27 protein-coding genes are annotated in these 24,851 nt (G+C 41.8%); 12 read left to right on the plus strand and 15 right to left on the minus strand.

Annotated elements, in window-relative coordinates; genetic code table 11:
* Positions 1-243: 243 nt before the first annotated feature.
* Both TY15_RS15920 and TY15_RS15925 read left to right on the plus strand, forming a co-directional pair.
* Positions 244-930, plus strand: a complete 687-nt coding sequence (locus TY15_RS15920) for a class I SAM-dependent methyltransferase (protein ID WP_042374990.1) — start codon at positions 244-246, stop codon at positions 928-930.
* A gap of 313 nt (positions 931-1,243) precedes the next feature.
* Positions 1,244-1,468, plus strand: coding sequence for a hypothetical protein (locus TY15_RS15925; protein WP_040205955.1), 225 nt, complete (start codon positions 1,244-1,246; stop codon positions 1,466-1,468).
* Between the two features lie 88 nt (positions 1,469-1,556).
* Here TY15_RS15925 and TY15_RS15930 read toward each other — a convergent pair whose 3' ends face one another.
* The 3 genes from TY15_RS15930 to TY15_RS15940 form a co-directional block, all read right to left on the minus strand.
* On the minus strand, positions 1,557-2,465 hold the full coding sequence (locus TY15_RS15930) for an EamA family transporter (RefSeq protein ID WP_040205957.1): 909 nt from the start codon (positions 2,463-2,465) through the stop codon (positions 1,557-1,559).
* Positions 2,466-3,110: 645 nt separating this feature from the next.
* Entirely contained in the window at positions 3,111-4,322 is a 1,212-nt protein-coding gene (locus TY15_RS15935; RefSeq protein ID WP_040205958.1) for an MFS transporter, read from the minus strand.
* Between the two features lie 83 nt (positions 4,323-4,405).
* The gene (locus TY15_RS15940) at positions 4,406-4,984 is read right to left on the minus strand and encodes a DUF2087 domain-containing protein (protein WP_040205959.1); all 579 of its coding nucleotides are present in this window, start codon (positions 4,982-4,984) and stop codon (positions 4,406-4,408) included.
* A 285-nt stretch (positions 4,985-5,269) separates the two neighbouring features.
* Between TY15_RS15940 and TY15_RS15945 the strand changes: the two genes are divergently transcribed.
* The 3 genes from TY15_RS15945 (at position 5,270) to TY15_RS15955 (ending at position 7,812) form a co-directional block, all read left to right on the plus strand.
* Positions 5,270-5,641 (plus strand): iron chaperone, encoded by a 372-nt coding sequence (locus tag TY15_RS15945; protein ID WP_040205960.1) that lies wholly within the window; start codon positions 5,270-5,272, stop codon positions 5,639-5,641.
* A 196-nt stretch (positions 5,642-5,837) separates the two neighbouring features.
* On the plus strand, positions 5,838-6,491 hold the full coding sequence (locus tag TY15_RS15950; RefSeq protein WP_074432828.1) for a DUF1801 domain-containing protein: 654 nt from the start codon (positions 5,838-5,840) through the stop codon (positions 6,489-6,491).
* A gap of 160 nt (positions 6,492-6,651) precedes the next feature.
* Positions 6,652-7,812 (plus strand): DUF4317 domain-containing protein, encoded by a 1,161-nt coding sequence (locus tag TY15_RS15955; protein WP_040205961.1) that lies wholly within the window; start codon positions 6,652-6,654, stop codon positions 7,810-7,812.
* Positions 7,813-7,967: 155 nt separating this feature from the next.
* Here TY15_RS15955 and TY15_RS15960 read toward each other — a convergent pair whose 3' ends face one another.
* The 5 genes from TY15_RS15960 to TY15_RS15980 are packed head-to-tail and all read right to left on the minus strand — an operon-like array spanning position 7,968 to position 12,851.
* On the minus strand, positions 7,968-9,170 hold the full coding sequence (locus TY15_RS15960; protein ID WP_040205962.1) for a CynX/NimT family MFS transporter: 1,203 nt from the start codon (positions 9,168-9,170) through the stop codon (positions 7,968-7,970).
* A 43-nt stretch (positions 9,171-9,213) separates the two neighbouring features.
* On the minus strand, positions 9,214-9,777 hold the full coding sequence (locus TY15_RS15965; RefSeq protein ID WP_040205963.1) for a 5' nucleotidase, NT5C type: 564 nt from the start codon (positions 9,775-9,777) through the stop codon (positions 9,214-9,216).
* A gap of 50 nt (positions 9,778-9,827) precedes the next feature.
* Positions 9,828-10,916 (minus strand): bifunctional diaminohydroxyphosphoribosylaminopyrimidine deaminase/5-amino-6-(5-phosphoribosylamino)uracil reductase RibD, encoded by a 1,089-nt coding sequence (gene ribD / locus TY15_RS15970; RefSeq protein WP_040205964.1) that lies wholly within the window; start codon positions 10,914-10,916, stop codon positions 9,828-9,830.
* A 48-nt stretch (positions 10,917-10,964) separates the two neighbouring features.
* Positions 10,965-11,699: a GTP cyclohydrolase II gene (locus TY15_RS15975; RefSeq protein ID WP_040205965.1), complete on the minus strand. Its 735-nt coding sequence runs from the start codon at positions 11,697-11,699 to the stop codon at positions 10,965-10,967.
* A gap of 54 nt (positions 11,700-11,753) precedes the next feature.
* Positions 11,754-12,851 carry an FAD-dependent monooxygenase gene (locus tag TY15_RS15980; protein WP_040205966.1) on the minus strand — a complete coding sequence of 366 codons (1,098 nt, stop codon included), beginning with the start codon at positions 12,849-12,851 and terminating at the stop codon, positions 11,754-11,756.
* A 170-nt stretch (positions 12,852-13,021) separates the two neighbouring features.
* On the opposite strand from TY15_RS15980, the gene TY15_RS15985 reads away from it, so the two are divergent.
* Entirely contained in the window at positions 13,022-13,342 is a 321-nt protein-coding gene (locus TY15_RS15985) for a winged helix-turn-helix transcriptional regulator (protein ID WP_040205968.1), read from the plus strand.
* 339 nt (positions 13,343-13,681) lie between these two features.
* On the opposite strand, the gene TY15_RS15990 is transcribed toward TY15_RS15985, so the two are convergent.
* The 3 genes from TY15_RS15990 to TY15_RS16000 all read right to left on the minus strand — a co-directional run bounded on the left by TY15_RS15990 (position 13,682) and on the right by TY15_RS16000 (position 15,495).
* Positions 13,682-14,263, minus strand: a complete 582-nt coding sequence (locus tag TY15_RS15990; RefSeq protein ID WP_040205969.1) for a M15 family metallopeptidase — start codon at positions 14,261-14,263, stop codon at positions 13,682-13,684.
* A gap of 249 nt (positions 14,264-14,512) precedes the next feature.
* Complete coding sequence (locus TY15_RS15995) at positions 14,513-14,977, minus strand: divergent PAP2 family protein (protein ID WP_040205970.1); 465 nt, start codon at positions 14,975-14,977, stop codon at positions 14,513-14,515.
* A gap of 143 nt (positions 14,978-15,120) precedes the next feature.
* The gene (locus tag TY15_RS16000; RefSeq protein ID WP_040205971.1) at positions 15,121-15,495 is read right to left on the minus strand and encodes a FixH family protein; all 375 of its coding nucleotides are present in this window, start codon (positions 15,493-15,495) and stop codon (positions 15,121-15,123) included.
* A 225-nt stretch (positions 15,496-15,720) separates the two neighbouring features.
* On the opposite strand from TY15_RS16000, the gene TY15_RS16005 reads away from it, so the two are divergent.
* The gene (locus tag TY15_RS16005; RefSeq protein ID WP_040205972.1) at positions 15,721-16,545 is read left to right on the plus strand and encodes an aldo/keto reductase; all 825 of its coding nucleotides are present in this window, start codon (positions 15,721-15,723) and stop codon (positions 16,543-16,545) included.
* Between the two features lie 63 nt (positions 16,546-16,608).
* Here TY15_RS16005 and TY15_RS16010 read toward each other — a convergent pair whose 3' ends face one another.
* Complete coding sequence (locus TY15_RS16010; RefSeq protein WP_040205973.1) at positions 16,609-17,445, minus strand: RMD1 family protein; 837 nt, start codon at positions 17,443-17,445, stop codon at positions 16,609-16,611.
* Positions 17,446-18,154: 709 nt separating this feature from the next.
* Between TY15_RS16010 and murB the strand changes: the two genes are divergently transcribed.
* The 3 genes from murB to TY15_RS16025 are packed head-to-tail and all read left to right on the plus strand — an operon-like array spanning position 18,155 to position 20,286.
* Positions 18,155-19,069 (plus strand): UDP-N-acetylmuramate dehydrogenase, encoded by a 915-nt coding sequence (gene murB / locus TY15_RS16015; protein WP_040205974.1) that lies wholly within the window; start codon positions 18,155-18,157, stop codon positions 19,067-19,069.
* 41 nt (positions 19,070-19,110) lie between these two features.
* The gene (locus tag TY15_RS16020) at positions 19,111-19,356 is read left to right on the plus strand and encodes a YuzB family protein (protein WP_040205975.1); all 246 of its coding nucleotides are present in this window, start codon (positions 19,111-19,113) and stop codon (positions 19,354-19,356) included.
* 42 nt (positions 19,357-19,398) lie between these two features.
* On the plus strand, positions 19,399-20,286 hold the full coding sequence (locus TY15_RS16025) for a pirin family protein (protein ID WP_040205976.1): 888 nt from the start codon (positions 19,399-19,401) through the stop codon (positions 20,284-20,286).
* A 143-nt stretch (positions 20,287-20,429) separates the two neighbouring features.
* Here TY15_RS16025 and TY15_RS16030 read toward each other — a convergent pair whose 3' ends face one another.
* The gene (locus tag TY15_RS16030; RefSeq protein ID WP_040205977.1) at positions 20,430-21,059 is read right to left on the minus strand and encodes a helix-turn-helix transcriptional regulator; all 630 of its coding nucleotides are present in this window, start codon (positions 21,057-21,059) and stop codon (positions 20,430-20,432) included.
* Between the two features lie 277 nt (positions 21,060-21,336).
* On the opposite strand from TY15_RS16030, the gene TY15_RS16035 reads away from it, so the two are divergent.
* Positions 21,337-21,957 carry a superoxide dismutase gene (locus TY15_RS16035; RefSeq protein ID WP_040205978.1) on the plus strand — a complete coding sequence of 207 codons (621 nt, stop codon included), beginning with the start codon at positions 21,337-21,339 and terminating at the stop codon, positions 21,955-21,957.
* Positions 21,958-22,053: 96 nt separating this feature from the next.
* The gene (locus TY15_RS16040) at positions 22,054-22,596 is read left to right on the plus strand and encodes an NADPH-dependent FMN reductase (protein ID WP_040205979.1); all 543 of its coding nucleotides are present in this window, start codon (positions 22,054-22,056) and stop codon (positions 22,594-22,596) included.
* Positions 22,597-22,810: 214 nt separating this feature from the next.
* Here the strand turns inward: TY15_RS16040 and TY15_RS16045 are convergent, their stop codons facing one another.
* Positions 22,811-23,827, minus strand: a complete 1,017-nt coding sequence (locus tag TY15_RS16045; RefSeq protein WP_040205980.1) for a S66 family peptidase — start codon at positions 23,825-23,827, stop codon at positions 22,811-22,813.
* Between the two features lie 81 nt (positions 23,828-23,908).
* Entirely contained in the window at positions 23,909-24,805 is an 897-nt protein-coding gene (locus tag TY15_RS16050; RefSeq protein ID WP_096911862.1) for a DMT family transporter, read from the minus strand.
* Positions 24,806-24,851 lie beyond the last annotated feature (46 nt).

Here is a 24,851-nt window from a genome sequence, read left to right on the forward strand (position 1 = left end):
ATTTAAATGAAGCCTAGGTAAAAGAACCTGTTGATTGGAGCGGAAGGCGGCGAAGACTCCTGCGGGAGTGAGGGCCAGGAGAGACCCCGCAGGAGCGAAGCGACGAGGAGGCTCGCCGGCACGCCCGTGGAAAGCGAAGCCGCCTGGAGCGGAAATCAACAGCCCAATTTAAATATACATCCTATATTTAAGTGACTTTTTCAGTGCCCTCTTTATGATCAGGGGGATTTTTTTTCAAATTATATGAAAAGGCGTGGTAGAAAGGACAGCCCCAACAATGCGATCGAAGGCCCCATCATATATGAACTCATTGGAAACTTTCAGGATAGAAGAATATTAGATTTAGGTTGTGGTGATGCCTCCTTTGGGAAGGAGTTATTATCTCAAGGTGCAGGTTCTTACACGGGAGTCGAAGGTTCTGAGCAAATGGTCAGTGCGGCAAAGATTCATTTATCGGGATTAAACGGGACGGTTGATCACAATACAATTGAAGAGCATCATTACATAGCAGATCAATTCGATATTGTCACATCTCGTTTTGCTATTCACTATGTTGCTGATATTCAGACTTTGTTTCAAAACGTACATAAAACCTTAAAAAATAATGGAAAGTTTGTCTTTAGTGTACAGCATCCGCTGACGACCTCCTCGTATATTAGTAAACAAACAGGCGATAGACGCGAAAACTGGATCGTTGATGACTATTTTCTAGAGGGAGAAAGAAAAGAGCCTTGGATTGAGCAAATAGTAGTGAAATATCACCGAACGATTGAGCACTATTTTCGTGTCCTAACTAGTGCAGGATTTTCCGTGATCGATTTACGAGAAGGAACTCCAAAGCGTGAATACTTCACCAATGAGCAAGAATTTGAAAGAAGACTAAGAATTCCTGTCGTGTTGGCTTTTTCTTGTGTTAAAAGGGAGGTTTAATTTATTCCATTAACATGGATTTAATCGTTCAGAGCCGTATTCTACTCAGTTGAGCCATCCACGGTTCAGAAGACAATCTACAAGGAGCCTCTCTTATGAAGAAAAATCTACCACAAGGTAAGTAAAAGTATGTAACGCTTAATAAAAAGCCCACCTCAGCCAGAGTATAAACTGTAAGCTGAAGTGGACTTTTTTCTTAATTCTACGTTATTCTGGTGATTTTATTATTTTTCGCTCTTTTCTTTTATGATTGTTGCTATCAGAGAATAAATTGTATAAAATTGGTAATATAAATTAAGTAGGAGGCGACTAGATGAAATTAAAGAGCTTCATAGTTACTATTGGTTCGCTTGTATTGACGACAGGAATGCTTTATCTGATTGGTCATATGTTTACGATTCCTTGGTTAATGTTCCATCACAAATATATAGTGAACGGAAACGGCTTCTATATTTCAGCTGGTTCGTTTGATCCACTAATTATTGGTTTGATTGTAAGCTTTTTTGCAGAAAAGATTTATGTTTACAAGTTCCACTAAAAGCCTGTTTGATAATGTCAAGTTTTTACGTTCTTAATAAGGTAGTATTTAAGCCACTACTCCCTAAGGCTAGTGGGATCCTTCTATTTTAAGAGTTTGTTTCTGCTTCTACTGAAACCTTATTTCTGCGGTTTTTGGTGACTTTTACATTTCCTGCCACAATTCCGCCTAAGATGAACACAACTCCGAGCCATTGGGACATTGTTACCTGTTCGGATAAAACAAGCGATGACAAGATGACAGCGATAGGAAGCTCAGAGGCTGTTAAGATCGTTCCAAGTCCGGGTCCGATATGTGGCATTCCAATTGAAAACAACAGTGGTGGTAAGGCGACACCTAATAAACCGAGAAACAGTCCATATGGTGCAACCCCCAGCAAAACAGGTAATTGGAATAGCTCGGTTGGCAGAAAGAAGACGAAAACCGTGACTACCCCGCCAGTGGCAAACAAGGCACTTTTTTGTACAGGTGGGATGTCACCTTCCATACCGCTAAGAAAGATAAAGCTGGTATAGGTCAAAGCAGAAAGTATGCCCCAAGCAATTCCTTGCCAGGTAAATTCTCCGCCGCCTTCTGCTATGATCCCGGCTGCAAGAATGGAACCAATAATAAGGATTCCAATCGAGATAATCTTTGCCATTGTTGGAGGCTTTTTATAAAAAAGCCACTCTATTAAGCTGCCAATCCAAACAAATTGGAATAAAAAGATAATGGCCAGTGAAGCGTGAAGTGTCTGAAGGGACTGATAATAAAATACCCCTGTTAGCCCAAGCGGGATGCCCGCTAAGAGCAATTTTCCGATTTTAGCGAATGTCAGTTTTTTCTTTTTCGAAAAAAGCGCTAGGATCCACATGAGTAAAGCGCCAAATAAATATTGGCTCCCTGTCACGACTGATACAGAATAGCCAGCGGAATAAGCGAGCTTGACAAAGGTTGATAAGGCCCCGTAACAGCATCCTCCTAAAAAAACAAGTAGTGCGTAATGCCATGCTTTCATTTTTTTTTTACCCCTTTCATTCTATGAATTTCCTTTTTTAACGCAAAAAAGCCACACAGCTTTCATCTGAAAGCTGTGTGGCGAAAATAGAGATTCCTCTAGAAAAGTCCACAAACATCGGTTTTATTATTCAATCTGACCTAGTTACTTTAATGCAAATGAGAATGTAAGTCAATAAATTTTTAGATGAGATAGGAAATTAATCTGAATATGTTATCTTTTAAATAGTTTGTCCATTCCTCACGCAATCTTCTTGCATAAAATAATTATATACCAATAGATTGTGAAGGAAGTGAACTTGGGGTTAGAGGCTCATCAGCAAATTTATGCTTTTATTCGTGAGCTAAAGCGAGTTTGATAAGCGGAGAAATTTCCCTTATTTAGGAAATAGCACTGAAAATTGCTTAAACATACGGAAAGATTCCGACTATTGACTCAAAAAACATAAAAATGGGCAATTTTACTTTGCTTAGTCGGAAAATCTCCGTTTATTTACCCCGAACCGAGCCCTATTCTGCAATTTAACCGGAAAATCTCCGCTTAATTGAACTATCACAGGTTACTCCATTAAGGGGGAATTATATGGTGGATTCAAGTGCGTTTTGCACCTCTAAAGTAAACCCGTTAGAAAAATGAATCGCCTTTTTACTCGACCAGATTCTGATTCGTTTTTCGATAAGTCTTGGTTGAGATGGCAGCCAGTAGAAAAATGGCAATCAGGATATAAGCAATCCCGCCAACCAAACCTAATAAACGTGGCGCCAGATAATTTAAAGCGAGCCCTGATAAAAACATGGATAGCCCCAATATCGTATTTCCAATGGTGGCTAACAATCCAAACATCGTTCCTCGATGCTCCGCAGGAATTTCCTTCATCAGAACCGTATCAAAACAGGCATTGCCAATCCCCGACATACATCCCGCCCCACAAAATAGTAGGAACGCAAACACTACCCAATGGGTTTTACTTAGTAAAAGTAGAGATGCCCCCTCTAGCAGTAAACACAGTAAACCTATGACTAAGAAATTTTTCCTTAAGCGATTGGCAACGGTAAAACTTAAGGTTAACCCAATCCCTAATGCTCCGTAAAATAGGCCAACTCCTATATCTCCTAGCTGGTACTCATTCACCGCGTACACACTAATGAGGACATTATCGATGCCGTTCATGAAAGCAATTAAAACCTCACAGATGAATAGAATGAGAACCGGAGCGGACAACAAAATGATTTTTTTGAAGACAACGAAAGGCATTTCTTTTACAGGTTGATTGCCCTCCATGACCTGCTGCTCACTTTCTGGGAACTTAATCGTTGAGATGATAATGGCTGCACCTAAGAAGGAGGCGGCATTGAACCAAAAGGTGACATGGGCCCCGAAAATAAACGACACGATTCCACCGGAAAAAGCGCCGCCGATTAACACGATTCCAACTAATACTTGCTCCAGGCTATTCACTTTGATGAGTTTCTCCTGGTTGACTAGGAGAGGGAGCGCAGACTTTCTCGCGGGGCTATAGATGGCTTCTCCAGCTGCTAACAAGAATGAACAGAGGTAAACGATCCAAATGTCCCCTTTACTGTGGACCAATAAGAAGGACAGGGCAAATCCGATTCGCGCTAGATCGGTTGTGACTAATATGACCTTTCGCGGGAACCGGTCTGCCAGCCATCCGCCTAACGGTCCAAAAAAGACGAATGGGATAAGCCGGATGGCCAACGTCATGCCAACTGCCAAGCCTGATCCCGTTAGTTGTAATAGCATCGCTAATACGGCAACAGAACTAAACCGGTCCCCAATCCCGTTCACGACCCCGGCTAGGAACAGCTTCCGATATTGTTTTTCTTCACGGATCATAAGTCAACACCTTCTTTTATAAGAATCTAATTTCATATATATCTAATTAGTTAGGCGGAAAAATAGGCGCCGGGTGACGCCCTTTAACTCAACCACCATAACTCGACAGGATTTAATTCATAGAGATTATTTTCGCGGTACATATACTGACACATGATAAGTTCACGTCGTAATGTGGCATAATCATCATGAAATTGTTTTAAATAGTCATTGATCTCTTTTTCTGGATATACTTTCCCAAATTCTAAACCATTGGCCATATGGGCAAGGACGACAAGCTTTTTCTTTCGTTGGGCCGGATAATTCTTTAATTTTCCGTCCTTTGTGAAAAAGTTATTAATGATGGCCGTACGTTCCGCTGCCGTGACGGACATTTCCATACTTGCATCACCTCCTGTTCCAACGGTGAGAATGGATTTGGCACTATTTTCCAATATATTTGTGTTCAGTGAAAAATAGATGGTGTTTTTATCTCGTTGCTCCTTAATCAGGCCTACCTCTCTTAGTTTCGCCATATGGTGGGTGATTGTTGGGGGCTTGAGCCCGAGTTTCCCCGCAATCGCTTGGCCGTGCAATGGTCCCTGCTGGAGCAGGCCAATAATCCGAACACGTGTCAGATCCCCTAAAGCCTTATGAAATTCAACAATTTTGTTTAATTGCATGCTACATGCACCTACTTTAATAAATGTCTAATTAGATAATAATCGAATTGCATGAATTTTTCAATAGGCATATTTGCTTCTAGCAGGATGTCTATTAATATGAATCAATAGCTAAGGGGAATTTGTAATAATACTACTAATTATTGGCTATACTTCCTGTCCTAACAGGGCAGTCTTATGGAAGAAGGAGTTTGTGTATGACTTGTAGAAGTATAAAAAGTTAGAAACGAATGGGTTTGAAGCATTTCTCTGAACGAGATAATGATTATTTTAGGAGGGAACAACATGGAAGTTTTTACAGAATACATAGCGCAGATTGATAACCCGCAACATCGGGCCCGGACAGAAGAAGTTTTGGCTTGGGTAACCAAGACCTTTCCAAATTTAAAGCCAAAAATTGCGTGGAAACAGCCTATGTTTACCGATCACGACACATTTATTATTGGCTTTAGCGTATCCAAGCATCATTTGGCTGTTGCCCCTGAAGAGGCAGGGATCAACCATTTTTCTGATGACATTGTACAGGCGGGCTATGATCACACCAAGGGGTTGGTACGTATTAAGTGGGATAGTCCGGTCGATTTCTCCTTACTTGAGAAAATGATCGAGTTTAATATGTTAGATAAGGCAGACTGTTCAACCTTCTGGCGGAAATAGAAAAAATAGGATAGCCCTTAGAGGCTCATATTTGCGTTTTAAGGTATTTAGGGTTTGTTATATAATAAAAATTGTTCTGTTTAACCGTGAATTTCACTAAAGTAAAGCCAGAAAAGTGATAGAAAGAATGGCAGAAAATGAGAATGATCATAGATGACTGCCAGCTGATTGAAAAATAGAAGAGGGGAGCTCTTTGATGACAAATAGTAGAATGAATCCTAAGGTTGATGAATTTTTAAGTAAAGCTAAACAGTGGAAGGAAGAATATGAGAAGTTGCGAGCTATTGTTCTTGACTGTGAGCTGACCGAAGAATTTAAATGGATGCATCCTTGTTACACGTTTGAGAAAAAAAACATCGTTTTAATCCATGGATTTAAAGAATATTGTGCGCTTCTGTTTCACAAAGGTGCCTTGCTAAAGGATACCCATGGGATTCTAATTCAACAAACAGAGAATGTACAGTCTGCGCGCCAGATTCGCTTCACCAATGTTCAAGAAATAGTGGAAATGGAAACCATCTTGAAGGCCTATATTCATGAAGCCATTGAGGTTGAAAAAGCTGGCTTGGAAGTAAATTTTAAAAAGAAAGACGAATACATCATTCCTGAGGAATTGCAAAAAAAATTCGATGAAGTCCCTACCTTGAAAACGGCGTTTGAAGCATTGACTCCAGGCCGGCAAAAAGCATACATACATTTTTTTGCTCAAGCCAAACAATCCAAAACCCGGGAGTCAAGGATTGAAAAAAATATGGACCGCATTCTCAATGGTAAGGGACTAAATGATTGCATTTGTGGACGATCTCAAAAGATGCCTAACTGTGACGGCTCACACAAGTATATTCAATGAGGTACGATCTTACGGAAGCGAAGTGCCTAGAGTAGAAATCCACTAGCACCTATAACACAAAATGCGAACTCTCATTCTCCTTGCCACTAAAATTGAAAATATATCAAGTATTACTATTTTCTTTTCTGAACAGTATAATCAGGGATGGGAGTTGAGCGAAATGAATAAAAAAGATATAGCCAATATTCGTAAACAGTTCAGATTAAATAATCATCAGATGAACATTCGGGAAGTCTTCAATGTGTATGTTCAAAAAGAATCAGGTGACATTTACCATCATGTCAGTCAGCCCTTTCAAATGTTAGACCAGGAATCACAAGAATTATTTTTAACAAACTTTAAAAAGGTGCTGACTGGTCACCTCGACGCCAAGCTGTTTGAGCTGAAGTTCAGGCGGGATGTGGAAGACAGTACCCAAACCATTCTCTTCGAAGGATTACGTTCAGATACATCGGATGAGTGGAAAGAATATATGCTGGAAATCGTTGCGAAAATGTTTGCCCATCGGGTGTATGAATTTGATACGATGGTGACGTTTATTCGCGGAGAGTATCGAAAGGCGACACGGAAACGGAATCAGGAATCGGAAGAAGGCGGCGATGACGAGGTCTATTCCAATGAGTTTATTTTGTGTAGTCTCAACAAAACGGATCAGCCGAAAAAAGCCTTAATGTTTGATTATATTGAAAAAGAATTCAAATCATATAACGTCTTTGATCCGATTATTAATATGGACTCTCCTCTATCAGGCTTTCTGTTCCCGGCTTTTAATGACAATGCCGCAGACGTTAACCATATTTTATATTGTGCCGGAAAAGCGAATCAACCAGATGTAACCTTTATCGAAGATGTGCTTAACGGGGAAGAAATCATTACCGCATTGGAGGAAAAGGAAAGCTTTGATTTTATCTTAAAAGAAGTGATGGGGGACGAAGTCGATTCCCGCGTGATTTCGAATGTATATGAGGAAATTGATAAGATCATCCAAGAGAGCGCAGAAAATGAAGAAAGTGAAACGCCCACGTTAGATTCTAAGGACATCGAACGGATTTTAACGGTTAGTGGGGTTGAAAATGTCGAGACGGCCAAGGTGGAACATGCTTTCAAAGCCATCATTGATGAAGAAAAGCATGAAATCAAAGCTAGCAGTGTCGTACCTAAAAGTATAAAAATCAATACGAAGGTGGCCGATGTCACCATCAACCCGAAAGACCTGAAGTATGTGAAATATATTATGTTTCAAGGAAAACGGTGCCTATTGCTAGAGGTGGATGAAGACGTGGTCGTAGAAGGATTCCGACTGGAATCGGAGACACTCTAATTAGGGACAAGCGCTAGTAAGACAAAAGAATTTTTAGTTGGTCAGCTGCCAATCGCAGAGACCAACTTTTTTATTTGTTTTTTATGGCAGACAAGAGTCTGAATCAGAGTCGCATTCCGATAGCCCTTGATAAAAAAAGCACTCACTGTTGGCTCTTAAACATACCGATTTCTCCCTGACATCATCCCAAATACCATAAGAACGACAGAGATAACCGTTAGAGCGATCAGTGGAATTGTCCACAAATGGGTCATATCATATAAAAATCCCACCAGCAATGGACCAATTGCCGCTAGAATATAGCCCGTTGATTGTGTCATCCCAGATAGCTCTACAGCACGCTTGGCATTCCGCGAACGAAGACCAATAAAGCTTAAGGCCAATGGAAAGTTCCCTCCTAATGCCACTCCGATAAAAATAATGCTTATGATTAATATCGGATAGGAGCTGCCGAATAGTAACCCAGCATACCCCACAATCGATAACATGCCTAACATCATCGCAATCCAGACTTGGGAACGAAAGCGTCCTGCAATGACAGGGATAAAGAAGCTCGCGGGCAGCCCCACTAATTGCGTAATCGAAAGCATCCATCCAGCTGTCCCCATGCTTAGCCCATGACTCTGCAGAATTTCCGGTAACCATGAAATCGTGACGTAAAACAGAAAGGATTGAAAGCCCATAAAGATGGCGATTTGCCAAGCGAGGGGTGAACGCCACATTTCAATAGAGGTAGAACTCTCCTTTTTCAACGGTTGATGATTTCCTTGATTAAATTTGAGAAGATAGGACCATAACAAGATGGCCAGTAAGGCCGGTATTCCCCATACAATTAAGGCTCCCTGCCACCCGAGGTGTAAATCCTTCGCCAGCGGAACACTTAATCCTGATGCTAACGATGCGACTAATCCCATTGAAGTAGAATACACACTCGTCATAAGTCCGAACTTGTGGGGGAATTTATCCTTCACGATGGCCGGCAGGAGAACATTTCCGATGGCAATTCCGATGCCAATAAACAAAGTTCCTGTTAAAAGAAAAAATGTTTGGGGGATGGACCGAATTCCGATCCCGATTAAAAGTGAAACCAGCCCGACTAGTAATGCCTTCTCGTCAGAAATACGATTGGCTAGCTTTGGAACAATCGGTGACATTATCGCAAATACAAGTAATGGAAAGCTCATTAATAAACCAGCACTCCAGTGGGCTAGTCCAACATCTTCTTGGATCATCCCTACTAACGGTCCAACCGAGGTAATCGATGGCCGTAAATTAAAAGCTACTAGAACAATTCCCATAATTAATAAAAATAGATAAGATGAATTCGTCCGAGCCGTTGATTCATGCTGTAACTCCACGTAAAAGAACTCCTTCCTGATTCAACAAACATGTTTCAGTATATCACTTCCTTGCAAATTCCTTCCACTCAGACCAATCCGTCACTCGTGGCAAATCGACATGGCGGTTATATGATTGATCCTTCAGATACACCTGCACGGGTTCTTCTGCTAATGTAGCCAAAATCTCCGGTTTATCATCAAAATAAAAATCCAAACCTAATTGCTTAATGATATTTACTTTTTCGAGATCCTTCATCCCGCAGAAAAAGCGTTCATCCTGAACGGGAAAGCCTTGAGCAACTAACCATTGCTTCGTGCGCTCCCCATGCTCCTTGTTCCGAGCCGTTATATAAAAAATTTCATGACCCTGTTGATCAAGCTCGCTTAAAAGTTCGATCGCACCAGGAAAGGCGGGACAAGTGTTATAGTAAATGTCCTCGAGGGAGTTGTTCCACATCTGTTTGCCCTCCACACCTGTCATTCCAAACGGCGCGTGAATTTCAACCGTCTGTAATGCCTCATAAATCTCGAGTCCAAGCTTCTGATTCAATTTTTGATTATAAAGCTGGAAGGCGTACCCCCGTAAATTGATGAGCGTATCATCAATATCAAATCCAAATTTCATCTTTACACCTCTTTCAGAAAAAATGACGGGTGACTCAGCACCCGTCTAGGTTAATATATGGGATATCCAGTGAATTTAAAGTCTTTGCCAATCGGGGTCACTGTCATATTCGCTAACTCGATGGCATCGCTCATCTGCTCAATTCCCGTACCCTCTAAGAAGGTGGGGGCATTCTGGCCGCCAACTAATTTTGGAGCGATATAGAGGACGACTTTATCGATTAATTTTTGTTCTAAAAGGGCCGCATTAATCGTCCCGCCACCTTCGATGAAGAGGGAGGAGACCAGCTTTTCGCCTAAGATCGTCATCATATCAGCCGCATCAACGGAACGGGCACCGCTCGTGACGAACACGGAAACTCCTTTTTCCTCTAATTGGGCCCGCTTGTCTTTGTCATAGGCTTCACTTGTGAAAATCCATGTTTCCGCCTTTTTATCGGTTACGACCTTAGCGTCTAACGGAATTCTGAGAGAAGAATCCATGATCACACGGATGGGATTCCGTCCACCAGGAATTCTCGATGTCAGTTCAGGATCGTCATGAATGACGGTATTGACGCCAACGAGGATCGCCAGATGTTCACTTCTTAACTGATGAACATCCTGTCTGGCATCGACGGAAGTAATCCACTTGCTGCTAGCGGTATGAGTGGCAATTTTTCCATCCAAGGTTGTTGCTGCTTTCAAGGTCACAAATGGTTTTTTCGCAACGATAAATTTGTTAAACACTTCATTCATCTGTCGTGATTCTGTTTCACACACGCCAGTAACAACCTCAATGCCCGCGTCTTCTAAAATCTTCACTCCGTTTCCGGAGACAACCGGATTAGGATCTAGTGTAGCAATGACCACTTTTTTTATGCCGGCTTCGACAATTGCCACCGCACAAGGACCCGTTCTGCCGTGGTGGGAACAAGGCTCGAGTGTGACATAAATGGTGCCGTCCTTGGCGTGATCACCAGCCATTCGAAGCGCATGGATTTCTGCATGCGGTTCGCCAGCTTTCATATGGGCACCGACACCGACGATGCGGTTGTCATTGACAATTACAGCGCCAACCATGGGATTCGGATCGGTCTGGCCCTTCATCGCCTGGGCATTTTTCAAGGCTAATTGCATATAGAATTCATCATTCATCATTTCGTCTATCCTCCTGTCAATGGGGAAGGGGCCGTACTTGCTCGCTCCCTACTCCGCCATATGTCCAGATTTTTTTACCTTTGTCTGTAAGTATTTCTCATTATATTCGGAGACATCACCCCAAAGAGGCGTTCGTCCAGAAACGGGTGCACCAGCTACCTGGAGCGCTTTTAGTTTTTTCGGATTATTCGTGATTAAGGTGACTGGTTTAGATCGTAACGCCTTAAGAACTTCGATCGCTTCATCGTAATTTCTTGAATCATCTGGAAAGCCAAGTCCTTCATTAGCCTCAACGGTATCATAGCCATTTTCTTGTAGAATATAGGCCATTGCTTTGCTGAAGAGGCCGATTCCTCTGCCTTCATGATTGGCAAGATAGAATAAGGCGCCAGTGCCATGATCGGTGATCATCTGCATTGATTGTTTGAGCTGAAAGCCACAATCACAGCGCTTGCTGCCAAAGATATCACCAGTATGACAGATAGAGTGCATCCGAATCAATGCTTCGTCACCGTATTCAAAATCACCATAGACGAGTACACTGGATTGTTGATAGTCTGCCAGATTGGCAGATGAAAGCTGATCAATCACTTGTTGAAAGTTTTCGGTTACATTTTCGCTTTTTAACCAGCTATACCATTTAAATTCAACGGTTTTCCCGTTTAAATTGACCGGCAGTTTAATCGGGCCGACCAGGTAAATGGCCTCGTTGTCTTTTTTTATTTGTTTTATTTTGTCCTCTAATAGAGAGAGTATATTTGAATTTGATTGAACTTGTTTCATGATGGATTTCCCCATTCCCTTATGTTTCTATTTTTATTGAATTCGAGACGATATCTAAGTCAAGTTTGGAACGTTGAATTGATCGTGATAGTGTGTCTCTTTTTCCAATTGTAGTGTCTGCAGTGTTTCGATGCTACCCCGTCGTGCCAGCTCAAAGTTTTTTAAGCGAGCGGCACTTACATCGCGCTGGTCGAGTGCCTCAGTAAGCACTTCAGCTAAACAGTCTGCATCCAATAAGGCACAATTAATGCCAAACGCACCAGTTGGACTCATTGTATGAGCCGCATCGCCCATGATCACCACTCCATCCTTCACCCAGGTGGGGCACTGACAGCTTTGTACCTTCAACAAGATGAAATCGTCCCAGGAGTGAATATGTGCCTGAACGGTTTCCGTTAACTCTGGAAAGGCTTGGATGACCTTCTCGATGAAAGGCGTGAACGATTGTTGTTTCAGAGCTGGAAAGGAGCCTTCTTGAATATTCCAGCCGATTTGAATAAACCCGCCTGCCTGGGTAAATAAGGCGAGCTGTTGTCCATCAATCAAGGCATTTTTAATCGTCGGCTCCCAATCTTTCGGGCTAGGAATCTTTGCCCATAGAAGATCATACCCATGAGGGATCGTGGAAAACGGCATTTCCGCCAGTCGCCGTACTGATGAGAAGCGTCCGTCTGCGCCAACGACGATCTTGCTGTGGATTGTCAGGTCTTGGTCACCCTGTTTTGCCTTTAGTCCGGTCACCGTTCCATTTTGAAAAATAAGCTCAGTCACCTTGGTTCCCATCATGAGTTTGTAATGCGGATAAGATTCTGACGCTGCAATCAATACGTTTAATAGATTCCGTTGCGGAACATGGATGCCCACATGTTGTTCGCCTGCAGCCGGTGTAACGGTCTTGATGTTTGCTCCTTGATGCCAATATTCGATTCGTTCCATTAGGAGTAGACCGGCTTGTTCGACCTGGTCATAAAGATCGTATTTTTTTAAAACAAGTTCTCCGTCCCGGTTGAGATGTTCGCCCCGAAATTCTTTGTCAATTCCTCTGTGACGTTCAAGCACAATGGAAGAAATCCCTTTTTTGGCAAGCAGATATCCAAGTAGAGCGCCGCCTGGGCCTGCACCAACAATGCAAACATCGGCCACAAGATTCATGTGTAAAACCACCTTATTTTATCTCATTATTGCTGAATTCCAAATGTTGGAGTACAATATTAGTAAGTTACTTTATGTAAGTAATTATATTTTTAAAACTTACTTGTGTCAAATAAGTTAATTGTGTATCGTAAAGATATAGATAAATACGAAGGGAGAGGTGAAGAACAATGGATCAATCTGTTATTTGTCCACGCTTTGAAAAAGCGATGGGAATGATGAGCCAGCGCTGGACAGGTCTTGTCATTTATCAGCTATTAACAGGGCCGAAGCGCTTCTGCACCTTAGAAACCTCGATGGGAATTAGTGGGAGGGTGCTTTCGGAGCGATTAAAGGATTTAGAAACACATGGAATTGTGAAACGAGACGTGTACCCGGAAACCCCGGTGCGGATCGAATATTCTTTAACAGAGAAAGGGCAGGCATTAAAGCCAATTATCAAAGAAATTGAAAAGTGGTCGCAAGCCTGGCTGCCGGTGGAGTCTGACTAAGCATCATACAAAATTGGGGAGGCATAAGCCTTCCTTTTTCTGTGTATCCCAAATTCTCTCTTCATGATAAAGGATCAAATTGAAAATTAGATTGAATTTCGCTAAGTTTCATTTGGAAGGAGGAATTATTTGATCGAAATGGAAATATATAATTGAACACAACCTCTAAGTCTTACCTGTTTTTTAACTTAGTAAATATAGGAGCCATCTTGGAAAAGTAGAAGTAGAAGCCGGCTACATCTACTTTTCCAAGGAATCCAAACCAAAAAGTAGACATAGAACCTCGCTACGTCTACTTTTTCAATCATTCTCGGCCAAACGACCATCGAAGACAGATGCTTATTCGGCATCCGCCGTCATCGTGGATTCTGGTGGTCGCTCGCCTTGTTGTAAATCGGCAATGGTTAAACCAAAATCCATTTCAAGATGGGGGTAATCTTTGAATTGTTTCCAGTCGCCACCCCATTTGAATCCTAACGTTTTGGCAATCGCCACGACCTCGTTCCAATCAGGCCGGCCGTTGTTATTTCCGTCATATTGCATATCCCAAATCACATCCCCAGATGGGGTCTTAATGGCAAAATCAATCGCAAGCCCAAAATTGTGATACGACTCTCCACCTTTTGCATTCGTTACAATATTTCCGTCCGCTGTACGTCCTTGTTGATATAGTCTGTCTTGATCTTTGGAACTGCGGAAGCCGTCCGTAATGATGACGTTAATTCCTTTGTCCGCTGACTTTTGGACTAATTGGCTGCTCCGTTCCTCCACAATCGGATGTAGTCCGGTGGGCATGGGAACAGACTGCTTTATCTTTGATTCCGTAAAAGGAGTTACTTCCTTTAGTTTTGGAATAAAAAATAGGATAGTAATCAGCACGAGAAATAGTAATAATAATTTTCCTCTCCAGTTAAGCCTCAAAACGTCCTATTCCTTTCATAACAATAAAATTTTTCCCACTATCTAAGACGTATACGATCGTATCATAGTTTCATATTTTTCGCCTGGTAATCAATGGCAGGGACACGTCAGCCTTGTAAAATTAGGATTACGTCGTATGTATCGAGGGGGAGAGCAGGATGTTCTTCGCAATCAAGAAGGGCCTGCAAAATTTTTCAGTATGGAAAAAGAGAAGTGAAAAAAACTTAGGATTTCTCCTAAGCCTAAAAATCAATATAACTGATAGGTTAAAATCCCGACGATGATCCCGGTGATGGCCCCGAAAAAAACTTCAGCCGGTTGATGTCCCAGTAATTCTTTTAGTTTTTCTCTAGTCTCCGGCTTCTTTAAATTTGGTTCTTTTAATGTTTCAATTAGACGATTGAAGTCTGCTAACAAGGTATTTAGAACTTCGGCATGGTAACCGGCATGTCTGCGGACGCCCATCGCATCGTGCATGACAATAGAGGAAACGACGACAGAAATAGCAAACTCATTGGAATTAAAGCCCGATGTGATGGCAATCGCCGTGGTTAAGGAAATAATCGTTGCGGTATGGGAACTCGGCATCCCACCCGTGCTGAACATCAGGCTCCATTTCAATTCTCTCGATGTTAACAGGTGAATGGGAATTTTGACAAACTGGGCAATCAGCATCCCTAGAAGAGCAGCTGTAATCGGATATGATAAAAACATAATTCCCTCCTTGTTTTAACATGATTGATCAAGAAGTAACTATTCCTATTGTATCCCTTATTTGAATGTTTCTGTAACTTTTTTCCGATATTTGAAGCTTACATTAAAGCTTCGAGGCCTGCCACTCAAAATTTTTTCTAAAACTATTGTGCATCGTTGGAAACAATCGAGAATCTTTTTTCTCCCTTCCATTTTTCTCCGTTGTCATCTATTGTAATGGCTGCAGTATAATCCCCTTCCATTTCGAATGTAGCTTTGCCAGTATACACACCATTCCCTGTTTCCTGCATCTTTATTGAAACATCTCCATGACTCATCATGTCCATATCCAATTCTGCGCTAACCTTGGCACCTTTGACTGGTTTACCATCCTTGTCTAGGATGGTAAATTGTATGGGAGTAGATTGACCTGGAGTAAAGGATTTCGGTATAGAGAGCTTTATTTCAAAGTTATTTGAACTGCAGCTTGCCAGTAAGACTAGTGATAGGCTAATAATTAAAACTGTAAATTTGTTCATCACACCCCATCCTTTCTGAAGATTTATCTGATCGAAATAAAATGATGTCTAGATCTAAATAACTAAAAAGAGCGACATCCAAAATTCACGGAATACCGCCCCACGTTTCTTATCCTCATTTGCCATTTATGCAACTATCTCAATATAAGCTAATTACTTACAATTTTAAAGGACGTTTTGTAAAATAACAATGTAGTAAATTAATTTGAAAAGGAGATATACGATATGAATTTTGTTACGTTAAACAACGGGTTAAAAATGCCGCAGCTTGGGTTTGGTGTTTGGCAGGTTCCAGATGCTGAAGCAACCACTGCCGTAGCAAAAGCACTTGAAGTAGGCTATACCTCCATCGATACCGCGATGATCTACAAGAATGAAGTGGGCGTGGGGAAAGCGATTAAAGAATCGTCTGTTCCGCGAGAAGAATTATTTATTACGACAAAGGTATGGAATGCCGACCAAGGCTATGAAAATACCTTACGTGCTTTTGATGAAAGCCTAGAACGATTGGGTCTCGACTATGTAGATTTATATTTGATTCACTGGCCAACACCGAAATATGACAACTATGTCGATACATATAAAGCGCTCGAAAAGCTTTATCACGATGGGCGTGTCAAAGCAATTGGTGTCTGTAACTTTGAAATTGAACATTTAGAGCGCCTCATCAATGAATGTGAGGTCGTTCCTGTCCTCAACCAAATTGAGTGTCATCCATACTTAGCACAAACGGAATTAAAAGAGTTTTGTGCGAAACACAATATTTTTGTGGAGGCATGGAGCCCGCTTGATCAGGGGGGAGAAGCGTTAAAAGACGAAGTGATTAAAAAGATTGCGGCCGCACATGACAAAACACCGGCGCAAGTGATCCTGCGTTGGCATTTACAAAATAATACGATTGCGATTCCAAAATCGGTCACACCATCTAGAATCGAAGAGAACTTCAATGTATTTGATTTCGAGTTAACGACAGACGAAGTAGCCGAAATCGACCAATTAAATCGTAATCGCCGCAATGGTTCACATCCTAATGATATGCATATGCGCTAAGCAATAAGTAAAAGCCCATTCCTGTTAGGTCCCGGAATGGGCTTTGTTTTTTGAAAAATAAGATTAAGGAATCCAGCCGACGATTTCTAAAATCGTCAGCAGCAATTCCGCTACGATCAGCGTGACGATCGTCCATTCGACGAATAGACCGCGGATTGAATGGCTAATCGTCGAAAAACCATCCATGATGTTATAGAGGATGTCCGTTTTGCTTTTTAAGATTTTATAACGATCATTCAACTCAAAAAAATCAACCATCCTGTCATAAAATTCCCCTGCAGTACTGCTAGTCCAGGTGATTTCTGGTTTATCGAGGATCATTATATAGGCAAGGGTGTTATATTCATGGCGGACGATCTTCGCGGTGGTTCTCGCCAGTTCTTTGTTACCAATTCGCAGACTGCCTTTTTCAAGTCGGTCAATCATCGTTTCGAGCTTGTCATGAATTTTCCCAAGCTGTTCCTCTGTTTTTTCAAGGGCGACCGATTTCGCGAGGATGGTGGAAATTAATTCAGGATAGTAGGATTCATAGCTAGGTACCACCACATATTCATCTGTCAACTCAATCGTTTCCGTTTCTTTGATGTGCAGGCAATAATCGTCGGTATATTTGTCTGCTAATTCGATCTCAATATCTGGCTCAAAGGAATGGAGAAAATACAGTAATCCTGTGATGTCACTAGCATCAAAGTGATTAATGAAGACGATGCTGCCAAATGAAAATACCTGCACTTGCTGGTTGTCGGTCATATCCTTATAGAGAATCGACTGAAGGATATCATCTCTTAAGATTAACGGCTGCTCCCAGGTGAATTTTTTGGGGATACCACAATGGATGGCAATTTTGTTCAAATCAATTTCATTGGTAATGGCAAAGGCCTTATAGGTAGTTGCTTCCATGTCTCTCACTCTTTTCAGTGAATTGGTCTTATTGGATTTTATGCTTGTCCTTTGTGAAACATGCTTTCTAGGGGAACGAACAAAAAAGAGAGACATCTTGATGATGTGCCTCTCTTCTTCCTAATTTTTAACCTACGCTTAATGTTGCTTCTGTTCACTACGAAATTTTCATTTATGTTATTAGTGGATGTTCGAAGCTTGATCCGATTATGTCCCAGATGGATGAGGAGTTTAACCGGACTTTTGAGAAAAATAATTGTTCTTTATATGTATCGGCTCCGCCTTCGCCTAATACTGTGATAGCCACGCATGCTATCCCCACTACCCATACTATAAAGCAGGAATGTTAACAAATTGCGTCATTATTGTTATGGACTTGTTAATCCTTGATTAAATTTAGATGAAGATGGTGATTTCGCCGACTGTGCCATCTGAATTAGCTAGAAAATGATAGGGTCCATGGGAAATGCTGGCTCCAAAATAGCGGCAGACTCCAAAGAGATTCTTCGCATGTGAAGGTCACTTTTTAATTTGAGGTTGAATGATTGCAATTATTTTAGCAATATGATGTAATAATATCGTTAATTATTATACCTTTTAGTATAAAAAGTAAAGAGCCTTTTTGGTCACTTTCGTATAGTAAGAATAATTGTGCCAGCAGCCTCGAGAAAAACAACAAAATGGTCACAAAGAAAGGAAAGATTTCGTTATGGTGAATCATACGTTCATGAATAGCCTCCTGAAACACTTTCCATCACTCGATATAAAAACAGCGGAGCCATTGAAGAATCATACGTATACAAAACTAGGCGGTCCAGCTGAACTCTTCGCCGCACCCGTAACTGTACAAGAACTAACAGCGCTCCTCCATGCAGCCAAAGAAAGCGAAATACCGATAACCATTATTGGAAAAGGCACAAATCTCATCGTAAAAGATGGCGGCATTCGTGGGATCACAATTAGCTTGAAAAATATGACCGCGATTCGGACGGAGCAGCAAACAATATATGCTCAGGCTGGTGCTGGACTGATTGAAGTCACGCACGAAGCCTTGCAACAAGAACTAACGGGGATCGAGTTTGCATGCGGGATTCCTGGCACAGTCGGTGGCGCATTATATATGAATGCCGGGGCGTATGGCGGACAAATTTCGAATGTGCTATCAAAGGCACTCGTGATGGATAAAGAAGGGACACTGCTGACTCTCTCGAAAGAAGAATTGCAGCTAGGTTACCGAAAGAGTCTCATCGCATCCGATCATTACATTGTCGTAGAAGCTGTATTCGAGCTGCAGCCATCGAACCATGCATCGATAAAAGAAAAAATGCATGAGTTTACCGCGGCACGAGAAAGAATGCAGCCGCTAGAATATCCTTCATGTGGTAGTGTGTTTAAGCGACCGCCAGGATATTATGCCGGGAAATTAATTCAGGATTGCGGTCTGCAAGGCACAAGAATTGGCGGAGCGGAAGTCTCCAGAAAACACGCTGGTTTTATCGTCAATGTGGATCAGGCGACAGCTCAAGATTATGCCGATTTAATCACCCTCATTCAAGAAAAGGTCAAACAAGGATACGGAGTAGAATTGGAAACCGAAGTGATTCTCCTCGGTGAGGATGTTTAGAAAAAAATGGCCTAACGAACAAGAAAAGGAGGAAAGGACACATGGGAATCGTTGTCGTAGAAATTTGTGATGGCAGTTTAATCAATCAACTCGATGTAGAAGCTATGTTGGAAGCATCCTATCCGGAAGTGGCAGTGATTGAAAGTACATGCCTTTCCTTCTGTGGCATGTGCGCCAAACGGCCGTATGCGATCGTCAACGGAAAACGGATTTTTGCCAAAACAGCTGAAGAATGCATGACGTTAATCAAACAACAAATCGAAGCAGAACTAGCAATTTATGCGTAGATTTTCATATAAGAATTCAAATCCAGAAGGAGAGTACCCGATATGACAAAAGAAATATCTAGCCAACCAGATATACGGTTTCAAAGAAGCGTGAAGGATCAGTGGTATGTTCAATACGAAGAGGTCGGTTTTCCAGCCATCCAAAAGGGATGGGTCCTGCCCGTCGATCGGTGGCGTGATTTTGATCCCTTCATCTTGATGGCAGAGGATTGGTTTAAACGCGGGACGTTTTCCGATCATCCCCATCGAGGATTTCAGACCGTCACCTATGTTGTAGATGGAAGACTAGAGCATATTGATAATGCAGGAGGACGGGATATTCTCGAGCCAGGAGATGTCCAATATATGAATGCCGGTTGGGCAGCAAGGCATGCGGAAGAAGGAGTCGGCGATGATATTGCTCATACCCTGCAGCTTTGGTTAAATTTACCCAAGCATTTAAAACAGACAGACACAAGCTACCAAAATATTTATTCGGAAAATGCACCTGTAGTTCCGTTTGAGGGAGGGTCTGTAAAGGTGTTTTCGGGTCAAGTAGCTGGCGTGAAGGGTCCGTTGGAAGCGCTCGTTCCGATTACCTTGTCTGAAATCTCTTTATCAGAAGGGACAACCTATGTGCATCAGATACCAGAAACCCATAATGCGTTTGTGTATGTATTATCAGGGGATATTGATCTTGGTGACAATCAGGTCAACTTGAATAAGCATGGCGTAGCTACTCTAACATACCTTGAAAGTGGTAAGGAAGAAAATGTAAGTGAACTCATCATAAAGGCGAATAGCCGACGGTCCAAGGTACTGATCTATTCAGGTACACCCATCAAAGAAGAGATCGTCCCCTATGGTCCGTTTGTCATGAATACGATGGAAGAAATTAAACAGGCCTATCGTGACTTTCATAACGGAAAGTTTGGACCACCTGCCAAATAAACGAGAAGGAGCTGGACGCCATTGGGACCCAGCTCTTTTTTTTAAAATATAAGAATGATAAGTTTCGAGTTTGAGAATGGTTCAGCTTCAGGAGCCATCGGTTCGAGGTCATAAAGCGATAGACGGGTGCTTTGCGGTTTTTCTTAAAACTTAACTAAAAACGTACAGTGATGATCGCCCTCTGTTCGGCAGCAAGTCCGCTGAATCTGTTCCGTGTCTAGCACATTCTTCAACATATCGGTTTCACAGCGGCAGGCAATCGTGAATTCCTTCGCAACGGAAAGAATCGGACAATTATACTCGACCATCTCATACGTGTTTTCATCTACTTGGGAAAGATCGGCCATATAGCCTTTCTCGTTTTGTATTTTGACGATTTCCTTCAGCTTTTCGGATGAAGTGGTTTTATTTTTTAAGCGAGACGCATATTCTTTTGTCAGCCGCGCCTCCCGTTTAAAAAACAACTGGTCGACGGTTTCATTCCCATGTAAATCTTTAATATCTTGTAGGAATTCTAAGCTAATCCCTTCATAGCTTTTAGGGAAATGTGTTTCAGCCTTATCTGTTAAGGTATATGTTTGCAAAGGGCGTCCCATCGGTTGCTTAACCACCGTGGAAAAAATCAGCTCATCCTTTTCCAGGATCGTTAAGTGTTTTCTTACTGCCATATGCGTAATATCTAAACGGTTGGTGAAATCATTAACCGTCAATGAACCTTCTTTTTTGAGTAAATGAAGGATGCGATCCTTCGTATTCAGTTGAGGACTTTGCATGGATAAAACCTCCATTCTAACCGTTTGGAGACCAGAGTGTATTCCAATCTATTGAGTGAATCAATTAAATTTTCACGACTGTAAATTTGCTGTTAATTATACCATGAAGTATAAAATGTTAATAGTGAAACGATATGACAATATTTTCTCAAAATAATAGAAAATATTTTAAGCAAAACAATTGATTTTCGAACGGGAATCAACTATCCTTTAAATATACTTATTATACTCTTTAGTATAAAAAATAAAAATACTTATTCATAAGGGGATGCTTTTTATGACAACTTATTCACTACCAGCGTTAAACTATGATTTTAGTGCATTAGAGCCACACATCGATCAATTGACAATGGAGATCCATTACGGCAAACATCATCAAACCTACGTGAATAATTTAAATGCAGCGCTTGAAGGCAAAGCCGAGTTACAAGAAAAATCATTAGAAGAGCTGCTAGCTAATTTAGACGCAGTTCCTGAGCAAATTAGAACAGCAGTCCGCAACAATGGCGGCGGTCACTTAAACCATAGCTTGTTCTGGGAAGTGATTGCACCAGCAACAGAAAACAATGCACCAACTGGAAAATTAGCAGACGCAATCACAGAAGCTTTTGGAAGCTTTGACGCATTCAAACAAGCATTCACAGCAGCAGCAACCACACGTTTTGGTTCTGGCTGGGCTTGGTTAATTGTCGATGGAGAAGGCAAATTACAAGTAACGAGCACGGCGAATCAAGATAATCCTATTATGGACGGTAATCAAGGTATCCTTGGCTTAGACGTTTGGGAGCATGCATACTACTTAAACTACCAAAACAGACGACCAGATTATATTTCAAGCTTCTTCAACATTATTAACTGGAATGTTGTAGCTGAAAAATTTGCAAATGCAGTAAAATAATTAGCGATAAGGTGCCTGCTGGGCACCTTATTTACTAGCTAGGAAAATATCGAGCGTAAGGTGCCTTATGCTTAATAATCTAGAAGGAGTCCAACTATGAAACTTGTCGGTATTTCAGGGGCCTTGATCGGTCGAAAAACCTCTAAGGTGGTCCATGAAGTTTTACAAGCAGCGAAAACGTTCGATCCAGATTTGCAAACAGAACTACTTGATTTGAGTGAGTTTGAGGTTGAATTTGTGAAGGGAACACCACTTAGCTATTATAACGATGATACAAACAAGGTCGTGAGCGCGATACTATCTGCTGATTTCCTTGTGATTGGCACGCCAGTTTACCAGGCATCGATTACCGGGGTATTAAAAAATTTATTTGATCATCTCCCGATTGATGCGTTTAAGTCAAAAGTGACTGGGATGGTGGTAACAGGTGGAACGGATAAACACTACTTGGTGATGGATTATCAGTTAAAGCCGATTCTCTCTTATCTGAAAGGGGTAATCCCTGTCGGCAATGTATTTGTCCAAAATGAACAATTTGATGAGGATAACGAAATCAAGGATGCTGATGTCAATAGCCGGATTCAAAAATTGGCTGAAGAAATGATTCTGCTGCAACGCGGCATCCAACAACTTAAATAATCGCGGATGTGTAGGGGGACGAAATAACAGTGCTTCCTATTCTTTTGAAAAAATAATAGAAAAAATGAAACCTTTCTCAGCGTCCAAGCGACTAACTATATGCCCCCCTTGGGTGATAGAGGAATGAACCTGGCTCTTTGCCGGGTTCATTCCGTTTTAAGCGATTAATGAGGAGCCAAATAGGTTCCTGTTTCATGGAACTGGCATGAAAGGTCTAGGGACGAAAAAGCTGCCGCACCGTTCCTTTCCCGTCTGCTACCTCGACCTCCGCATAGGCTCCATTGATAAAGGTCATTTGGGGTGGAACATGACCACAGTCGATGTCATAAATAATGGGAACCTCAAGCTCTATTGCGAGATCTTGATAAACATCCTCTACCGTATAATCATTGACAGGTGCATTTGCTGGACTACGGCCAAACATCAGACCGGAGCAATGATCAAACCAGCCTGCCAGCCTCATTTGGACCAAAGACCTCCGCAAATCCGTTGTCGATAATTCACAGTTTTCCAAATACCAAATTAATGGCTCATCATGGAGATGTTCGGATCTAAACTGTTTAACATCACCAAATGGGGTACCAATCAAATGTCTAATAATATCAATGCAACCGCCTAGCAAACGTCCTTGAATCTTTTCGTGGGCTTGTGACACTGTTTTCCAGTCGGTTTGTTCCGTTAAATGGAATACACAAGGAGTAGGTGCGTCATGACGCCATTCCTTTTGATATCGTTTAGAAGAATGCTGAATGACTGCGTCGCCAGGTTTTGTTGCCAGGACCGACTGCCACATTGCGGTTGTTTCGTCAGAGAATTCTCCGCGTAAATCCACTAAATTAGTTCCATGCGCCGTTGCTATCCCTGTCTTTAAGGTGATTGCTAGTAACAATCCGCTCACATCTGAGTAGCCCAAAATCCATTTGCTTTTCATATTTTCATAGTCTATATGTTCGAGAACTTCGATTAATAACTCGCCGCCCCACGGGGGGATAATGAAGTCAATAGTCTTGTCGACCAGCATCGCATTCAATTCTGCTGCCCGTTTTTTTGCAGGCGCAGACTTTGCCTTGACCTCTGTCCAAGGTGTCTCCCCGCAGGATATGCTGAATCCGTTCCGTTTCATTTGATTAATAGCTTGGTTTAGGATTTCATGTAATTCGCTTGGCACCCCCGATGATGGGGCGGTAACCCCAATCGTTGCACCCTTTTGTAAGTACGGATAAGTAATCATCGATATCCCTCCATTTTGGTTTAATACTTTTACCAAAAGTATAGTCGCTTCACTATTCTTTCTTTTTAAAATCAAAATTCACTACGGTGAAGGAGTCGGTCGCTCCTTAGCGTCCTTTATCTCCCATTTTTCACTTAAGAAGGTCGCGCCGAGGACGAGGATGCCGCCAATGATTTGCAGCGTTGTCATCTGTTCGCTTAAGAAAATCGCCGCAATGATCACAGCAGAAATCGGGTCGATATAGCTGAGGAGCGCAATCGTTTGTCCCTTTAGTTCTTGAATCGATGTAAAATACAAGAAATAAGCAAAACCGGTATGGACAATCCCAAGGAGTAAGATAAACCAAATCGAAGTGGAATCCAGGCTAGCCAAGTGTAATTGACCCTGCCACCACACATAGGGAAACAGGACGATTGCTGCAGTCATTAACTGCACTAATGTGACCTCGGAGCCAGATAAGTGTTTAATAAATTTGTTCATGAGGATTACACTTGCATATAAGGCTGCGGCCCCCAAGCCATAAAGGATGCCGAGTGCATGATTCTGTGTGCCGCTGGTACTGCCAGACCCCGTTTGTACGATTAAAAAGAGTCCAAGCATGGCCGCTACGATGCAAGCCACTTTGACCCGCGTCAGTTTCTCCTTTAACACCCATGGTGCTAACATCATCACAAATATTGGCGCAAAATAATAGCTAATCGTGGCATTGGATATGGTCGTATAACGATAGGATTCAAAGAGAAAGATCCAATTTAGCCCGATTGCTGCGCCCGATACGAGGAGCAGAATCGCATTTTTCTTTAGCGCTTGCCACGATGGTTTGTGCTTGACTAGGAAACTAGCGACAAGCAGGAACAGACTCCCAATTACCCCTCTTAAAAAAGCAATTTCACTTGAAGTGAGATCAATTTTTTTTACAAAAACCCCGATACTCCCAAAAATGAGCATCGTCGTAATCAGTTTCATTTTCCCGTTCAAAATCATCCCCCCTAGTTGTTAATCGAACCATAAAATGGGAGATTTC

The sequence above is a fragment of the Neobacillus jeddahensis genome, from assembly GCF_000612625.1.
GTDB lineage: Bacteria > Bacillota > Bacilli > Bacillales > Cytobacillaceae > Neobacillus > Neobacillus jeddahensis.

Excerpts from the sequence above, each read along its gene's own strand:
- TY15_RS15920 (WP_042374990.1), top strand. The coding sequence starts at position 244 with ATGAAAAGGCGTGGTAGAAAGGACAGCCCCAACAATGCGATCGAAGGC.
- TY15_RS15925 (WP_040205955.1), top strand. The coding sequence starts at position 1,244 with ATGAAATTAAAGAGCTTCATAGTTACTATTGGTTCGCTTGTATTGACG.
- TY15_RS15930 (WP_040205957.1), bottom strand. The coding sequence starts at position 2,465 with ATGAAAGCATGGCATTACGCACTACTTGTTTTTTTAGGAGGATGCTGT.
- TY15_RS15935 (WP_040205958.1), bottom strand. The coding sequence starts at position 4,322 with ATGATCCGTGAAGAAAAACAATATCGGAAGCTGTTCCTAGCCGGGGTC.
- TY15_RS15940 (WP_040205959.1), bottom strand. The coding sequence starts at position 4,984 with ATGCAATTAAACAAAATTGTTGAATTTCATAAGGCTTTAGGGGATCTG.
- TY15_RS15945 (WP_040205960.1), top strand. The coding sequence starts at position 5,270 with ATGGAAGTTTTTACAGAATACATAGCGCAGATTGATAACCCGCAACAT.
- TY15_RS15950 (WP_074432828.1), top strand. The coding sequence starts at position 5,838 with ATGACAAATAGTAGAATGAATCCTAAGGTTGATGAATTTTTAAGTAAA.
- TY15_RS15955 (WP_040205961.1), top strand. The coding sequence starts at position 6,652 with ATGAATAAAAAAGATATAGCCAATATTCGTAAACAGTTCAGATTAAAT.
- TY15_RS15965 (WP_040205963.1), bottom strand. The coding sequence starts at position 9,777 with ATGAAATTTGGATTTGATATTGATGATACGCTCATCAATTTACGGGGG.
- ribD (WP_040205964.1), bottom strand. The coding sequence starts at position 10,916 with ATGATGAATGATGAATTCTATATGCAATTAGCCTTGAAAAATGCCCAG.
- TY15_RS15975 (WP_040205965.1), bottom strand. The coding sequence starts at position 11,699 with ATGAAACAAGTTCAATCAAATTCAAATATACTCTCTCTATTAGAGGAC.
- TY15_RS15980 (WP_040205966.1), bottom strand. The coding sequence starts at position 12,851 with ATGAATCTTGTGGCCGATGTTTGCATTGTTGGTGCAGGCCCAGGCGGC.
- TY15_RS15985 (WP_040205968.1), top strand. The coding sequence starts at position 13,022 with ATGGATCAATCTGTTATTTGTCCACGCTTTGAAAAAGCGATGGGAATG.
- TY15_RS15995 (WP_040205970.1), bottom strand. The coding sequence starts at position 14,977 with ATGTTTTTATCATATCCGATTACAGCTGCTCTTCTAGGGATGCTGATT.
- TY15_RS16000 (WP_040205971.1), bottom strand. The coding sequence starts at position 15,495 with ATGAACAAATTTACAGTTTTAATTATTAGCCTATCACTAGTCTTACTG.
- TY15_RS16005 (WP_040205972.1), top strand. The coding sequence starts at position 15,721 with ATGAATTTTGTTACGTTAAACAACGGGTTAAAAATGCCGCAGCTTGGG.
- TY15_RS16010 (WP_040205973.1), bottom strand. The coding sequence starts at position 17,445 with ATGGAAGCAACTACCTATAAGGCCTTTGCCATTACCAATGAAATTGAT.
- murB (WP_040205974.1), top strand. The coding sequence starts at position 18,155 with ATGGTGAATCATACGTTCATGAATAGCCTCCTGAAACACTTTCCATCA.
- TY15_RS16020 (WP_040205975.1), top strand. The coding sequence starts at position 19,111 with ATGGGAATCGTTGTCGTAGAAATTTGTGATGGCAGTTTAATCAATCAA.
- TY15_RS16025 (WP_040205976.1), top strand. The coding sequence starts at position 19,399 with ATGACAAAAGAAATATCTAGCCAACCAGATATACGGTTTCAAAGAAGC.
- TY15_RS16030 (WP_040205977.1), bottom strand. The coding sequence starts at position 21,059 with ATGCAAAGTCCTCAACTGAATACGAAGGATCGCATCCTTCATTTACTC.
- TY15_RS16035 (WP_040205978.1), top strand. The coding sequence starts at position 21,337 with ATGACAACTTATTCACTACCAGCGTTAAACTATGATTTTAGTGCATTA.
- TY15_RS16040 (WP_040205979.1), top strand. The coding sequence starts at position 22,054 with ATGAAACTTGTCGGTATTTCAGGGGCCTTGATCGGTCGAAAAACCTCT.
- TY15_RS16045 (WP_040205980.1), bottom strand. The coding sequence starts at position 23,827 with ATGATTACTTATCCGTACTTACAAAAGGGTGCAACGATTGGGGTTACC.